Here is a 15360-nt window from a genome sequence, read left to right as displayed (position 1 = left end):
TGATCGTGCATCACGACACTCCTCTCATCCGATCGTTCCAGATTCAGTTGCGCGTCGTGGGCGCGCTACTGATGCGTGAAATTCTCACGCGCTATGGAAGACACAACATCGGCTTCCTGTGGGTTTTTTTCGAACCGATGATGTTCACGCTGGGCGTTCTCGGTCTCTGGACGGCAATGAAGGCAACGCACGGCTCTACCTTGCCGATCACGTCGTTCGCGATCACCGGATACTCGTCGGTGCTGATCTGGCGCAACTGCGCCAATCGCTGCGCGCTCGCGATCCTGCCCAATCAGGCGCTGCTTTACCATCGCAACGTCCGAGTAATCGACCTGTTCTTTGCTCGCATTCTTCTTGAAGTCGCCGGAGCGACGATGTCGTTTGTCTTTCTTACGACGCTCTTCATCATTATCGGCTTGATGCAACCCCCACAAGATATCTTGCTCGTCCTCGGCGGCTGGATCCACCTCGCACTGTTCGGTACGGGCCTCGGGCTGGTTGTCGGAGCGCTCAGCGAACGAAGCGAGACTATCGAACGGGTCTGGCACACAATCGCGTATTTGCTATTTCCGTTGTCTGGTGCAGTATTCATGGTCGATTGGCTGCCATCCCAGTTCCAGAAAATCGTCTTGCTTTTGCCCACCGTACACGGAACCGAGATGCTTCGCGGCGGCTATTTCGGATCACTCGTCAAACCCCACTACGACATCAGCTACATGGTCTGGTTTGATATGACCCTGCTTCTGGTCGGACTGCTTCTCGTTCGAGACGCCGGCACACGCGTGGAGCCGGAATGATTGATCTCAAAGATATCTGCAAGGACTACCACACCCGGCAAGGCAGGCGCCGAGTGCTTGACAAGATCAATCTACGCGTCCATGCCGGAGAAAAGATCGGCATTCTCGGCAGGAACGGTGCGGGTAAATCCACAATGATTCGCCTGATCAGTGGTGCCGAACTACCTACCGAGGGTAAAATCCGGCGCAACATGAGCGTCTCCTGGCCGCTCGCCTTCGGCGGTGCGTTTCAGGGCAGCCTGACCGGCATGGACAATCTGCGCTTCATTTGCCGTGTATATGGTGCCGATGCCAAAGCGGCCGAACCATTCGTGCAGGAATTCTCCGAACTCGGTTATTACCTTCGCGAACCTGTCAAAAGCTACTCCGCAGGGATGCGTGCGAGGCTCGCGTTCGCCATCTCGATGGCAATCGAATTCGAATGCTTTCTGATCGACGAGATCATCGCCGTTGGTGATAGCCGCTTCCACGCGAAATGCCATCACGAGTTGTTCGAACGCCGCCGCGATCGGGCGCTCATCATCGTCAGCCACGATGCCGGATACATCCGGGAACACTGCGACCGAGCAGCCGTGCTCGCACAGGGCAAGTTGCACGCGTTCGACCAAATTGATGACGCGTACGAGTTCTACCAGAACAGTGCAAACTGAGACCCGATGGTAAATCGCGACCCCGCTCGCGCCAGATACCGCACGCTCGGCGCATCAGCCTGGCAGTCCATTGCCATCTTCGGCGCACCTCATTGGACGTTGGCAGCACGTCGCGCCGTCGCCGCCGTTAGACCGCCGCGGCGCGATACAGCGAAGCGACGTCGCCTGCTGGTTGACGTCTCGATTCTCGCGAACCACGATGCGGGGACAGGCATACAACGCGTCGTGCGGTCGCTGTTACGGGAACTTGCCGTCTCACCACCATCGGACCTCGAAGTCGTCCCGGTCAAGGCAACCCGCAAAGATGCCTATCGTTATGCAATCGAATACGCCGCAAGATTCGGCATCGTGCTTCCATACGTTGCAGGGGCGGAAGTACAGGTTGACGAAGGCGACATGTTCCTTGGGTTAGACCTCTGCAGCAGAATCGCGCCATGTCGACGCAATCAGTATCTCGACTGGCAAGCTCGTGGCGTCCAATTTGCATTCGTCGTGTACGACCTTCTACCTGCGCTGCATCCAGACTGGTTCACGTCGAAGGGACGCAAGTCGTTTCGCCATTGGCTCACGACGATTGCCATACACGCAGACATGCTCGTGTGCATTTCCCAAGCAGTCGCCGATGATCTCGAGCGCTGGCTGACAGAAAAACTGGCGCTGACCGACGCGCGTCCCGCGATCCGCTGGTTCCATCTCGGCACCGATCTTGCCACCGAAGAGCAGCCCGCACACTCACCCTTGCCAGTCAGCATCACCGGCAACCATCCACTCGACCGCTGGGCACTGATGGTCGGCACGGTCGAGCCTCGCAAAGGGTACGCCGCTGTGCTGGATGCATACGAGATGCTCTGGGCGCAAGGGTGCGGCGTCGGGTTGGTCGTCGTCGGACAGCAGGGTTGGCACGTCGATGCGCTCGTTGAACGCCTACGTACCCATACTGAAGCCGGCAAGCGGCTCTTCTGGTTGCCGAACCTCAACGACTCACAGCTAGCGAACCTGTATCGCACGCTCGATGGATTGATCATGGCCTCCGAAGGCGAAGGGTTCGGGCTCCCGCTGATCGAGGCCGCGCGCAACCGAATGCCTATCCTCGCGCGCGACCTCCCGGTATTCCGTGAGGTCACGGGCGAACGCGCCACCTACTTTTCGGCGAAAAATCGTCACGAACTCGCAGACGTGCTCCGGCACTGGTTTGAAAGAATGAAAACTGGAGCATTACCTGTCCCAGCAACGCCTCTGACTTGGCAAGAGAGCGCCAACCTCCTGAAGAATATAATCGCGGGACAGATCGGATCGACCAATTCCTCACCAGATCATCACGACAAAATCATTCGCATCAGGAATGAATGACGGTCCGATGAAAATCAACGGAGCGGATCCGCGGCTAATCGTCGATACCGGAATAATCGCCAGGATTTAAGAAACATAATAGGATAGCGGCTCGCGACAGAGTTACCCTCCACGCGCCTTCCCCGGTTCAGACACTGATACTGATTTCGCGTCACGATGAAGAACGTTTGCCTTACTACAGTGGCAGTTGCAGCATGAGCATTACGTCATACGCCCAGAATTTCGAGGACGTCATGCTCTGGCGAGCGCTGGGCTTCGTCGAAAACGGCTTCTATATCGATGTTGGTGCCCAGCATCCGACCATCGATTCCGTAAGCAAAGCGTTCTATGAACACGGATGGAGAGGCGTCCATATCGAGCCTACCGTCGCGTACGCAACGCAGCTACGGAGAGAGCGCCGCGACGAGACGGTCCTGCAGGCTGCACTCGCCGACAAGGCCGGCGTACTGACACTTTACGAAATTCCAGAAACCGGCCTGTCCACTGCAGACACGGCGATCGCGGAGCGTCATCGCAGCCAGGGCTTCACGATCGAGCAGATCAACGTCCCGTGCGTCACGTTGTCTGACCTATTCGACCAAATCGGTCAACGCGATATTCACTGGATGAAGATCGACGTTGAGGGGTTCGAACGCCAGGTGCTGGAAGGATGGGCAGGTCATCATGCCCGCCCGTGGATCGTCCTGCTTGAAAGCACGCTCCCGTTGACGACCAACGAAGCCCACGCAAGCTGGGAATCATTGATGCTCGAGCGGGACTATGAACCCGTGTACTTCGACGGGCTCAATCGCTACTACGTCAGTGCAGCACATCCCGAGTTGCGGCAAGCGTTCCGTGCGCCGCCTAATGTGTTCGACTCGTTCGATCTCGCGGAGGACACGCCGTTTTGCCGAGCAAACGGACGTCGGCACGAGACCGAGCAGCAGCAAACAACCGCGCGACTCAAGGAAACTGAAGCTCGACGAGCATCCGAGCTCGCAAGTGCAGCGAGGGAGATCGCAGATCAAGGCATTCGCGCCGCCGAACGCGAAGGTGCGCTATCACAAGCCCTCGACGCCGCTAATGCATCGCTTGGTGAACTCAAGACGACCGAACGGCATATCCGCGCCGAACTGGAACACTTATCAAACGCCAAAGAAACCCAGGCGCTAGTCTTCGCTTCACGCGAACAGGAATTCAATCGCGCGTTAGACGATGCACGTGCCTCGCTTGAGCAGCTTCGCCTTGAACGTGAAGCCATCGAAGCGCGTGCAAAAGCAGATTTGCAGAAGCAAGCCGAATCCGCGGCTGACCGTGAGACGCGACTCATCGAGCGCGAGCGTACCCTTGGCCAAACGCTAATCGAACTTCAGCGGACCATCCGGGATCTTGTCGCCGATCAATCGACATTCAGGAAAAGCGCCGCCGATGAACTCCGGCAGGCTATCCAGCACGTCCGCAGCGAACACGATGTGCGTCGCGAACAAATCATTGCCGCACATGCGACCGAGGTGAGGACGCTCACCGATGCGATCGAACGAATGAATGCCGATCTCGACGCCATTACAACGCGTGCTCGCGTCGACATGGACCGCGCGGCAAAATCTGCAGAGGCACAGGGCAATGCTTTTGCCCAGCGCGAACAAACGCTCCAGACGCAGTTGGCAACCGCACAGCAGGCGCTGGACCATCTCAAGGTCGAAATCGACAATACTCGGCTTGCTGCAAGAAATGAGCTTGAGCAGAATTCGCGCGCGGCGCGGCTTAAGGAACGCATTGCATCCCGGCGAGAACATGCGCTGCTGGAACGCATTGAACAATTGCAGGCCGAGATCGCAGCACTCGATCAGAGGCGAATCGCCGACGCTGAAGCCAAGGGCGCAGTCGATCTGACCGTTCAGAAAATGAGCGGCGAACTGCTGTCTCAACAACGGATTGCCGATGAGCTTCGCAAGCAGGCTGCCGTGCTACGGGACGACACACTGGCACTTCTCGCTCAGTCGAATCAGCGCGAGCGTGAATTCGCCCAGACGCTCGATGACGCACGACAACACGCCGACGCACGATTGGGCGCGCTCGTCCAGCGACACGATGCGGCGCTCGCAAGCATGTCTCATGAATCGAATTTGCGCAGCGAGCAGACCGAAGGCTTCATCAAGCAACTACTCGACAATCTCCGTCTTGCTGCTGAACGTGAACAACGTCTCCATGACAAATTGACCGAACAGGCAAGCGAGCGCAAGGAAATAGAGCACCGCTTGGCCGAGCTTGCTCAACATATCGAACGCGAACGCGCACTCCGAGCGACGTTACATTCGCATCTTCAGTTGCAGATTTCCCAGGCCGGTATCATCGCTGCCGAGATCGACCGCATTCGACGCAGTCTGATCTGGCGGCTGTCAACGCCACTGCGCACCTTGCTGGGATGGCGCGACCAGTGGTCTCCTTCATCGTACGTGCCGCCGCCCGCCGACCTGGATATCGGGCTGCCTGACGACTCATTGCCTTCTGTCGCCCCCTCGGTTGTGCCGGAGCAACCGGCAGATACCTGCGACATGTCGGATTCAAATTCACATCGAGGGCAAGACCAGCCCCCCCAATCTCGCACAACAACGGCTATGGATACAATCGAGCACGTGGATCAGCTCCTCGACATGCACGACGGCGCTTTTGTACAAGCGGCCTATCGCGCGCTGTTAGGCCGGGAGCCCGACCTCGAAGGCCTACGCTACTACCTCGGGCGGCTTCGGCAAGGATATGAAAAGAGCGACCTAATCGCACAAATCGCGACATCGCCCGAAGCCCGGACCAACGGAAAAGCCGAATTACCCGGTGTATCTCTGGTGCTGGCGCGCAGACGCGGCGCCAATCGATGGTACAAGCGCCTTTTTACCGGCGATCGTCACGCTGCACGTCAACTCAATCGACTTGAATCTGAACTCGACCGACTGGGACGACAAGTTACGCGCCTCGAATCTGAATGTCATTTGCGATTCGATCGACTCGACCGTGCCAGCGAGGCCTTGCAGGCCGCACTTAACGAGTATCGTCACCAGGCGATGCATGCCTTTGAAGACATTCGGCAGGTTGTTGCCCAGATTCACGTTTCGGATCGACATCCGGAACCGTCGTCGGCCGCAGCTCCGATTTCAGATCTTCGATACCCATTCGATGCGTCAGCCCTCAATGACGAGCAAACCCCAGACGCACCGATGCATGATCATCCCGTCGACTCCCGACAGTTGGCGGATATGAGTCTCGCGGCAAAGCGAATCTACGCAAATCTCGCGCGCGCGATCGGTCAATCAAAACAAGACGGGGCAAACTAATGCGCATCGTTATCGATATGCAGGGCGCACAGACTGGAAGCCGCTTTCGCGGCATCGGTCGCTACACGCTTGCACTCACAAAAGCCATGGTTCGAAACAAGGGCGAGCATGAAATCGTGCTTGCCCTGAGCGGTCTGTTTCCGGAAACCATCGAGCCGATCAGGAATGAATTCTCCGCATTACTTCCCGACAGCAACGTCAGGGTCTGGAATACCGTCAGTCCTGTTCGCGAACTTGAATCGGAAAATTGCCTGCGCCGCGAAATTGCGGAAAGAGTCCGCGAGGCGTTTCTTGCAGATCTTAGACCCGATGTCGTGTTGATCACCAGTTTGTTCGAAGGGCTCGGCGATGACGCTATCGGCAGCGTCGGCGTGCTCAACGACAACATCCCGACAGCGGTCATTCTCTACGACCTCATTCCGCTGATAAATCCCGATGAGCATTTCCGTAACAGCAAGCTGCACCAGACGTGGTACAACCGCAAGATTGCTTCGCTGAATCGCAGTCGAAAACTGCTCGCGATTTCCGAGAGTGCCCGTCGCGAAGCACTCGACGCACTCGATTTCGCCGAGCGCGACGTCGTCAACATTTCGGGTGCGTGCGACGAATCATTCCGCATCCTGTCGCTGCCGGAAGTCGAAAAGCGCGAATTTCTTACTTCCATGGGAATTCGCAATTCATTCGTCATGTACACCGGCGGAGCAGACGAACGGAAGAATCTGCATCGCCTCATTGCGGCATATGCAAAGCTCCCGGGGCGTATCCGCCAGACGTATCAGCTCGTATTCGCAGGCAAGATGCCAGAGGGCAATGTGCAAGAATACAAGCGCACCGCACTCAGCAATGGCTTGAGCGAAGACGAGCTGTTATTTACCGGCTATATAGCGGACGACGATTTGCTCAAGTTGTACAACACGTGCTCGCTGTTCGTTTTCCCGTCTCTGCACGAAGGTTTCGGCTTGCCTCCTCTCGAGGCAATGGCTTGCGGCGCGCCCGTCATTGCGGCAAATGCCACGAGCCTGCCAGAAGTGATCGGCATGAAGGATGCCTTGTTCGATCCCGAATCGGTCGATTCGATCAGCGCGAAGATCAAGCACGCCTTGAGCGACAAGAAATTCAGGAGTCGCCTGGTCGCTCATGGTAAGACCCAGTATCGCAAGTTTTCGTGGGACGACAGCGCTCGCAGGGCCCTGACCGCCTTGCGGGACTTCTCCCGAAACCATGGCGTACCGACTTCGCCGAACCTCAGCGTCGAGAAGACGTCGATCTTCGAAAATCGGCAGCTTAAAATCCTTGCCATCAAGCTCGATCATCTCGGCGACTTCATTCTCGCAATCCCAGCATTCGCCAAGTTGCGCGCACGATACCCGAACGCGCATATCGAGGTCGTTACCGGCAGTTGGAATGCGACCATTGCAGACCAGACCGGCCTGTTCGACAAGATTCATACATACGACTATTTCAAGCGGAAGTCTTCGGAGCTTCCGTCCATCACGGAAGAGAAGCTAGATACGCTGCTGAAGTCCCTGCCACGCTATGACATCGCGATCGACCTTCGCCGCCAACGCGACGCCCGCTTCCTGCTGGCACGCGTAAAGGCCGGCGTCAAGGTAGGGTATGAAACGACCGACACGGATATCGATGGAAGACTCGATGTCGCCATTCGCACGTATCCAGACATTCCGTCGCGGGCGTCGATACTGAACAAGACGTCGATTTCGAAGCAAATGATCAAAGTCGTCGATTCGATTCCCGACAACATCAACGACTACATTTCGCTTCCGGATCTGCGCCGAGGTATCCGTCCCAACTCAGGACATATCGCCATTTTCCCGAAGGCCGGTAACGACGCGCGAGAATGGGGTGCACCGAACTACGAGTCGCTGGTTCGGCAGCTCCTCACTCACCCGCTCGTCAAGCGCATCAATCTATACTTCGCCAATGCGGCCGAAGCAGATGAATTCGGCTTTCCTGTCGATGACCGGGTCGCAATCCATCTTGGTTTGAATTTCGATGCCCTCACTGCCTCTCTGTCCGAAAACGCAGTATGCGTCGCCAATAATTCCGGTGGCGCGCATCTCGCATCCTATCTCGGCCTTGTCGTAATCGGCATCTATTCCGGGCACGAGCTGAGCGCCGAATGGGCGCCACAATTTCACCAAAGCTTCGTGATACATCGAGAGGCGCAATGCGCACCCTGTCACGGCGCCAAACGATCCGACTGCGAATATTCGTTGTTCTGCCTTAACGACATTCAGGTCAGCGACGTCGGCAATCAGGTCGTCGAAGCACTCGAAAACTTCGGTACACTTACCTCGCCCAATGAGCTGCGAATCTTGCCAGTCGCGATTCAGCGCAGCAGCGTAGCAATCGTCGACGAACTGGTCGCGTCTCTTGCCACGCTAATTCCGACCGGTGGAGATATCGATCTCGCGAATGTCGCGACATACATCGCGCACAACCATCCCGACTATGCGCCGCCGCCAAGCGTCGACTTCGTCTATCCGAACAAGCCGGTCGATCATCACTCGATTCTGGTTGACTGGCACGGATTCAGCGACGCAGAGGCGTTGTTCCGCTGGTCCAACGGACGACACTCCAGCCTGACCTTCGAATGTGCCGAAACGATGCCGGAATTCGGTGTGCTCACGCTTCTGTTCGATACACTTGGCGCACAGCGTGTAAAGCTCGGATTGAACGGCGTACCGGTTTTCGAAGGGGTTCAGGAGGGCGCACATCTTGAACTGCGCCTGCAGGTCGGCAATCTGCGCGTAGGAAAAAATCAGCTTTCAATCGCACTTCCCGACGCCAAGCAACCCGGAAACGGAGACCAACGCTACCTGGCTCTTGCCGTGCGCGGCTTTTGCGTCGAAACGACCAATGACGTGACGGCAACCGTGTAAATTCCGCGCACCATCAGGCGCGCTGGCACCGGCCACATGATGTCGACATGCGTGTACAGGTCGACGATCAAACAAGTCATCCAACGAAATCTCAACTAGACGCAACCATGAATAGCGCAATCATCACGGGAATTACCGGGCAAGACGGGGCATATCTTGCCGAGTTCCTGCTTGAACAGGGATATCAGGTATATGGCACCTATCGCCGTACGAGCTCGGTTAATTTCTGGCGAATCGACGAGTTGGGTATCACGAACCATCCCAATCTGCACCTCGTCGAATACGATCTCACCGATTTGAGTGCGTCGATCCGCCTGCTCCAATCATCGCAGGCAATCGAGGTGTACAACCTCGCCGCTCAAAGCTTCGTCGGCGTATCGTTCGATCAGCCGGTAACCACTGCGGAAATTACGGGCATCGGGCCGCTGAATCTGCTGGAAGCGATCCGTATCGTGAATCCCGCGATCCGCTTCTATCAGGCGAGCACCTCCGAAATGTTCGGCAAAGTACAAGCCATTCCGCAAGTGGAATCAACGCCGTTCTATCCGCGCAGCCCGTACGGCGTAGCCAAGCTCTACGCACACTGGATTACCGTAAACTATCGCGAAAGCTACGGCATCTTCGGTTGCAGCGGCATTCTCTTCAATCACGAATCGCCGCTGCGCGGTCGCGAATTCGTCACGCGCAAAATCACCGACACAATCGCGAAGATCATGCTCGGCAAGCAGGACGTGCTCGAACTCGGTAACCTCGACGCGAAACGTGACTGGGGTTACGCAAAGGAGTATGTGCGTGGCATGTGGAAAATGCTGCAAGTCGACAAGCCCGACACTTATGTGCTGGCCACGAATCGTACCGAAACAGTTCGTGACTTCGTCACGATGGCCGGTAAAGCAGCCGGCTTCGATCTCAAGTGGGACGGTAAGGACGAAAAGGAAATCGGCATTGATCGCGAGAGCGGCAAAACCCTCGTACGGATCAACCCCAAATTCTACCGCCCGGCCGAAGTCGATTTGCTGATCGGCGATCCGCAAAAGGCAAACGATCAGCTCGGCTGGAAACCGGAGACTTCGCTGGAACAGCTGTGCCAGATGATGGTCGAGGCCGACATTCGCCGTAACGAGTCTGGTTTTTCGTTCTGACGCGATGATGGGGCAAATGTTGCAGGAGACCAAGGCATTCCCGGGGCGAGTCATTTTCGACCATCTGCCCAAGACCGCGGGCCAGGCAATCAACACCTGGCTCGCCCGATCGCTCGGCAGCGGTTGCGTGACGACCAATCTCGTCGGCGAGCATGCCGCCCTCGTCCGACAATACGGCGGTCAATATTCCATCATCTCTGCTCACGTGATTTTCCGCCACGGAGAGCAACTCGATCCACGTTATCAGTACATCACGTTGCTTCGTGAGCCCCTTGATCGCGCGATCTCGTGGATCTATTTTCTGATCAACAACGTTCCCGAAGATGCAGAGACACGCCCCCTGATCGAAGGCGCACGCAAATTCCTCGAATCGGAAGGCGACGAAGCAACACCGGAATTCTTCGATTCCGTACGTTCTCCCTATGTAGAACATTTCTCCAGGGTGGCAGGCCACCCATCGGACGACGATCAGACCAAACTTGCATGTGCGCTTGCAGCGATCGGTCGCTACGAAGTCGTCGGCATGTATGAGCACATGTCGGAGTTCATGCGTGATGTCGCACGATTGGTCGGCATCGAACCGCTTGAGCGACTTGGTAAAGTCAACGTCACGAGCGAGCGCCCCAAGGCAACCGAGATCAGTCCGACGCTGCGCGATCGCCTGGTCGACCTCAATCGTCTGGATCTTGAGTTCTACGCCCGGGTATCCGAATTTCGCCGCCAGCGGACGGAGCATGAATCGGACGTGCCCGCACAGCCGGTTCCGGGCTGGCGAAAGTTCGACGAGCCCATACCTCGAGTGCTTAATACCCCGGACGTCAATGTAGCGTTTATCTCGCTACAAAATGGTACACGGGTTCGTCATGGCGTGGCGATGACCTTCAATATCGAGTTCCTGCTTTCACGCTCGATCGAAGATCTCGAGATCACCCTCTCGCTAACCGACGAGCATGGCCGCTGCGCGTTCAGTATCAACAGCACGCAGATCGGTACTCCCCTGTTGAATGCCGAAGCGGGCTCATATCGGTTGAGCTTCAAGGTCGCGGCCATTTTGCCGGAAGGAAACTATTTCGCAGGGTTCTCGTTTACCGAGAGATTGCCGGGGCACTTAAACGAACTGTTCTGGCAGGACCGTGCGTGCGAATTCAGGGTCTATCGGGACGTACCGATTCCGCACATGGGCTACATGTACCTGCCCTCCGAACTGTCGATCAGTCGAGTCGGGACTGTTCAGAACGATATCGTCGTCCAGCATCCCCATGGTTCGATCAGCACCGATATCGCAACGCTCGAAATCGCCAGTCGAAAGCGTGCCTGCATTCCTGTGCAGATCTCGAACGAAAGCGACTCAGTGTGGATCGGCGACAAATTCCGTCCAGTCAAGATTGCGTATCACTGGCGGTGCCACAGCGGGGAAATGATCGTCTTCGACGGCTCACGCTCCTCACTGCCCGATAGAGGCATTCCTCCTCATGCCCGGACATCAGCGGACGCCTGGATCGAAGCTCCGGAATTGCCGGGTCGATACATTCTGGAACTCACCATGCTCCAAGAGGGTATCTGCTGGTTCGAGGAACGGGGATTCCGAACCGCGTACGTCGAAGTCACCGTCACTCCTGCGGAATAACATGGCACGCAAAGTACTCGTCACCGGTATCACCGGCTTCACGGGCCGATATGTGGCAGCCGAGTTGGAAAAGGCCGGCCATGTCGTATGCGGCACGTCTCACGGGGCACACGACGCGAGTTCATGGCCAACGTTCGCATGCGATCTGCTGGACCGCGAACAAACCATCGAGGTGATCGCGCGCGAACGCCCGGATGTCGTCGTCCATCTCGCCGCGATCGCGTTCGTTGCACACGGCGACGCCGACGGCATGTATCGAACCAACGTAGTCGGCACGCGCAATCTTCTCGATGCATTGGTTCAATCTACACACGTTCCGTCGTCCGTCCTTCTCGCGAGCAGTGCAAACATCTACGGTAACGCTGCATGCGAGACGGTGGACGAGACGGTTCCACCGCACCCCGCCAACGACTATGCCGTGAGCAAGCTGGCAATGGAGTACATGGCCGCGCTCTGGATGGATAAGCTCCCCATCACGATCGTGCGTCCATTCAACTACACAGGAGTCGGCCAGTCCGCGGCGTTCCTGCTTCCCAAGATCGTCGATCATTTCAGGCGGCGAGCGCCGGTCATTGAATTGGGCAACATCAACGTTGTGCGGGATTTCTCCGACGTACGCATGGTAGCCAGCGCCTACCGAAAGCTCGTCGAACATGAAATACGCGGCCAGGTCGTCAACGTGTGCTCTGGAGTCGGACACTCTCTTGAAGACGTCCTCGATACGATGCGAGCGCTTACCGGGCACGCCCCGGAAATCCGGATCAACCCGGCGTTTGTTCGATCCAACGAGGTTCATCGCCTGGTCGGCAGCAAAACGCGCCTCGATACACTCGTCGGCCCGTTGAATTCGATTCCGCTGAAAAATACGCTGAGCTGGATGTTGGAGCACGACGAATGAACGTCGTCCTTGCAGTCGACGCCATCCGTCCCCCACTGACCGGTATCGGCCGTTATGCGTGGGAACTGGCAACCCATTATCACCGCTCCCCGGAGCTGGAAAGCGTCCGCTTTCTGTATGGCGATCGCTGGGTTGCAAACCCCACGAATCTTCTCGCGGGGACGGCTGGTCAACCGCGTCGCAGGCGCTTCTTCAGGCATCTGGCGAGGGCATGGCACACGTGGTCCGTCAAGCAACGTACGTCACGTAGCCTATTTCATTCGCCAAACTATTTTTTGCCCTTATTCATCGAGCAAGGCGTGGTCACCGTGCATGACCTGTCCGTTTTCAAGTATCCGGAAACTCACCCAGCCGCACGCATCCGTCAATTCGAATCGCAATTCGCCTCGACACTCGCCCGAGCGAGCCATCTGATCACGGATTCCGTCGCGACCAGGAAAGAAATCGTCGAATATTTCGGATGGCCAGAACAGGCGATTTCGACTGTCGGCCTGGGGGTAGCGCCCGAATTTCATCCACGTACCACCGAAGAACTTCTCATTGCGCTGCAGCCGCTGAGTTTGGCGCCGGGTACTTACACGCTGTGCGTCTCGACACTTGAGCCACGCAAACGTATCGATCGCCTGTTGACCGCTTATCGCGATATTCCCGCCGATCTTCGCGCCCGCTATCCGCTGGTACTCGCAGGCAGCGACGGATGGCTCAACGAATCACTGAAAGCGGCAATCGCCACGGGAGAACATGAAGGTTGGCTGCGCTACCTCGGATTCGTGCCCGAAACAATACTGCCGGTGCTATACGCCGGCGCACGAGCGTTTGTCTTTCCGTCGGTGTACGAAGGCTACGGGCTGCCGTTGCTGGAAGCGCTTGCCAGCGGTATCCCTTCCCTTTGCTCAAATCAGTCGTCGCTTCCTGAGGTCGCTGACGGTGCAGCCTATCTCGTCGAACCCGATCATCACGAAGCCCTGCGCAATGGAATCGAACGCATCCTGACCGATGACACGTGGCGCATCAACGCTCGATCACGCGGCCTGGAAATTTCATCTCGACGCAGTTGGTCCGATTGCGCAAAGCGCACTATTGACGTCTATCGTCATGTCGAGTCTCGCTGAATCGCTACACACCGAAAGACCTCCAGCGGATACTGGAGTATTCGCTCAAGCCGTGTCGATCAGAACAGTTACTTGCATTCCCGATGTTGATGCTGAGTAGCGATTGTTCAAAGATTGGCGACGAAATACATGCGTCACCATCGTTCGGTAAATTGCCGAACATCAGACTGCTGCCATGCAGCGGGCAGCGGTCCCGTTGACTCGATCGTAGTCGGCAACGAACGTGACCGTTCTCCATGGAGCAGCCCCCTGAAACACCGGACACAGTCTCCCACTTAAAATTACGGGTAGGCATAAGGCTGTGTTTTTGACTAACACCAGGCAGGAAGCGATGGAAGTGTTGACAGGCCCGGAGCGTCGGCGGCGCTGGACGGCGGAGCAGAAACTGGCGATGGTTCGAGAGAGTTTTGAACCGGGAAAATCAGTTTCGTTGGTCGCGCGGCAGCATGGCGTGAATCCGAACCAGCTGTTCCATTGGCGCAAGCTGTACCAGGACGGAAGCCTGTCGGCGGTCAAAGCGGGTGAGGAAGTGGTTCCGGCATCGGAACTCGCCGATGCGCTCAAGCAGATTCGTGAGCTGCAACGCATGCTCGGCAAGAAAACTATGGAGAACGAGATTCTCCGCGAGGCAGTTGAATATGGCCGAGCAAAAAAATGGATAGCGCACGCGCCCTTGCTGCCGGAGGACGGCCAGTGAAACTGGTTTGTGAAGTTCTCGGCGTGTCGCGCTCGAACGTATCGGCGCAGCTTGCTCGCCCAGCTGACTGGCAGGATGGCCGGAAGTCCAGGCAAACCGATGATGCTCCCGTGGTTGAGGAAATCCGCCGGGTCGTCGTTAATTTGCCGAGCTACGGCTATCGCCGGGTGTGGGGCATGCTGCGCGGCGAGCGTGAGGCCATGGGGCTGGTGCCGTTCAATGCGAAGCGTATCTATCGCGTCATGAGCATGCATGGACTGCTGATGCAGCGCCGCCCCGCACCTCCACGTCCTCAGCGACGGCATGACGGCAAGGTGGCTGTGGCGCGCAGCAACCAGCGCTGGTGTTCGGATGGTTTCGAGTTCCGGTGCGACAACGGCGAGCCGCTGCGCGTGACGTTCGCGCTGGACTGCTGCGATCGCGAGGCGATGAGCTGGGCGGCCACGACGGCAGGTCACAGCGGCGACATCGTGCGCGATGTGATGCTTGCGGCGGTGGAAAACCGCTTCGGCAATACGTTGCATACGCCATCCGAAATTGAATGGTTGAGTGACAACGGTTCGGGTTACACGGCCGATGAAACACGTCGGTTCGCGACGGGCATTGGTTTGAAACCGTTGACCACACCCGTGTGCAGCCCGCAAAGTAACGGAATGGCCGAGAGCTTCGTGAAAACGATGAAGCGCGATTACGTTGCCTTCATGCCGAAGCCGGACGCGGCAACCGCTGCTCGTAATCTCGCCATCGCGTTCGAGCACTACAACGAGAAGCATCCCCATAGCGCGTTGAAATATCGCTCGCCAAGAGCGTTCCGTCGCGCAATGGATTCAGCAACCTTAGTGTGACGCTGTGTCCGGGATTACAGGGTCAACTCCA

Annotated in this window: 10 protein-coding genes; all 10 read left to right on the top strand. The window is 57.2% G+C overall.

The features are described 5' to 3' along the window. Nucleotides 1-2 precede the first annotated feature (2 nt). The 10 genes from HWX36_RS32745 (at nucleotide 3) to HWX36_RS32700 (ending at nucleotide 15329) form a co-directional block, all read left to right on the top strand. Nucleotides 3-797 (top strand): ABC transporter permease, encoded by a 795-nt coding sequence (locus HWX36_RS32745; RefSeq protein ID WP_175957991.1) that lies wholly within the window; start codon nucleotides 3-5, stop codon nucleotides 795-797. Beyond that, nucleotides 794-1447: an ABC transporter ATP-binding protein gene (locus HWX36_RS32740; RefSeq protein ID WP_175957926.1), complete on the top strand. Its 654-nt coding sequence runs from the start codon at nucleotides 794-796 to the stop codon at nucleotides 1445-1447. Before HWX36_RS32745 ends, HWX36_RS32740 begins: the two co-directional genes overlap by 4 nt. Before the next feature lie 6 nt (nucleotides 1448-1453). Further along, complete coding sequence (locus HWX36_RS32735; protein WP_175957925.1) at nucleotides 1454-2797, top strand: glycosyltransferase family 1 protein; 1344 nt, start codon at nucleotides 1454-1456, stop codon at nucleotides 2795-2797. Between the two features lie 194 nt (nucleotides 2798-2991). Next, nucleotides 2992-6105 carry an FkbM family methyltransferase gene (locus tag HWX36_RS32730; RefSeq protein ID WP_175957924.1) on the top strand — a complete coding sequence of 1038 codons (3114 nt, stop codon included), beginning with the start codon at nucleotides 2992-2994 and terminating at the stop codon, nucleotides 6103-6105. Further along, complete coding sequence (locus HWX36_RS32725; protein WP_175957923.1) at nucleotides 6105-9008, top strand: glycosyltransferase; 2904 nt, start codon at nucleotides 6105-6107, stop codon at nucleotides 9006-9008. The genes HWX36_RS32730 and HWX36_RS32725 overlap by 1 nt, the downstream gene beginning before the upstream one ends. A 107-nt stretch (nucleotides 9009-9115) precedes the next feature. Next, nucleotides 9116-10150 carry a GDP-mannose 4,6-dehydratase gene (gene gmd / locus HWX36_RS32720; protein ID WP_175957922.1) on the top strand — a complete coding sequence of 345 codons (1035 nt, stop codon included), beginning with the start codon at nucleotides 9116-9118 and terminating at the stop codon, nucleotides 10148-10150. A gap of 16 nt (nucleotides 10151-10166) precedes the next feature. Further along, entirely contained in the window at nucleotides 10167-11777 is a 1611-nt protein-coding gene (locus HWX36_RS32715; RefSeq protein WP_175957921.1) for a sulfotransferase family 2 domain-containing protein, read from the top strand. Between the two features lies 1 nt (nucleotide 11778). Beyond that, on the top strand, nucleotides 11779-12675 hold the full coding sequence (locus HWX36_RS32710; RefSeq protein WP_175957920.1) for an NAD-dependent epimerase/dehydratase family protein: 897 nt from the start codon (nucleotides 11779-11781) through the stop codon (nucleotides 12673-12675). Beyond that, nucleotides 12672-13787, top strand: a complete 1116-nt coding sequence (locus HWX36_RS32705) for a glycosyltransferase family 1 protein (RefSeq protein ID WP_175957919.1) — start codon at nucleotides 12672-12674, stop codon at nucleotides 13785-13787. The genes HWX36_RS32710 and HWX36_RS32705 overlap by 4 nt, the downstream gene beginning before the upstream one ends. Nucleotides 13788-14118: 331 nt before the next feature. Continuing rightward, nucleotides 14119-15329, top strand: a protein-coding gene (locus tag HWX36_RS32700) for an IS3 family transposase (RefSeq protein ID WP_175957918.1) whose coding sequence is annotated in 2 segments (ribosomal slippage) — nucleotides 14119-14434 and nucleotides 14434-15329 — 1212 coding nt in all. Because the reading frame shifts where the segments join, the coding sequence is not laid out codon by codon here. The last annotated feature ends 31 nt before the right edge of the window (nucleotides 15330-15360 follow it).

It is taken from the genome of Burkholderia sp. BCC0405 (genome assembly GCF_902833075.1).
Taxonomy (GTDB): domain Bacteria; phylum Pseudomonadota; class Gammaproteobacteria; order Burkholderiales; family Burkholderiaceae; genus Burkholderia.
Note: the sequence above shows the minus strand (reverse complement) of the source record. Positions and strands in the feature narration are given on the sequence as shown.

Bases quoted from the DNA above. Each gene is read 5' to 3' on its own strand.
- gmd (WP_175957922.1), top strand. From the start codon at position 9,116: ATGAATAGCGCAATCATCACGGGAATTACCGGGCAAGACGGGGCATAT.
- HWX36_RS32715 (WP_175957921.1), top strand. From the start codon at position 10,167: ATGTTGCAGGAGACCAAGGCATTCCCGGGGCGAGTCATTTTCGACCAT.
- HWX36_RS32705 (WP_175957919.1), top strand. From the start codon at position 12,672: ATGAACGTCGTCCTTGCAGTCGACGCCATCCGTCCCCCACTGACCGGT.
- HWX36_RS32710 (WP_175957920.1), top strand. From the start codon at position 11,779: ATGGCACGCAAAGTACTCGTCACCGGTATCACCGGCTTCACGGGCCGA.
- HWX36_RS32740 (WP_175957926.1), top strand. From the start codon at position 794: ATGATTGATCTCAAAGATATCTGCAAGGACTACCACACCCGGCAAGGC.
- HWX36_RS32735 (WP_175957925.1), top strand. From the start codon at position 1,454: ATGGTAAATCGCGACCCCGCTCGCGCCAGATACCGCACGCTCGGCGCA.
- HWX36_RS32725 (WP_175957923.1), top strand. From the start codon at position 6,105: ATGCGCATCGTTATCGATATGCAGGGCGCACAGACTGGAAGCCGCTTT.
- HWX36_RS32730 (WP_175957924.1), top strand. From the start codon at position 2,992: ATGAGCATTACGTCATACGCCCAGAATTTCGAGGACGTCATGCTCTGG.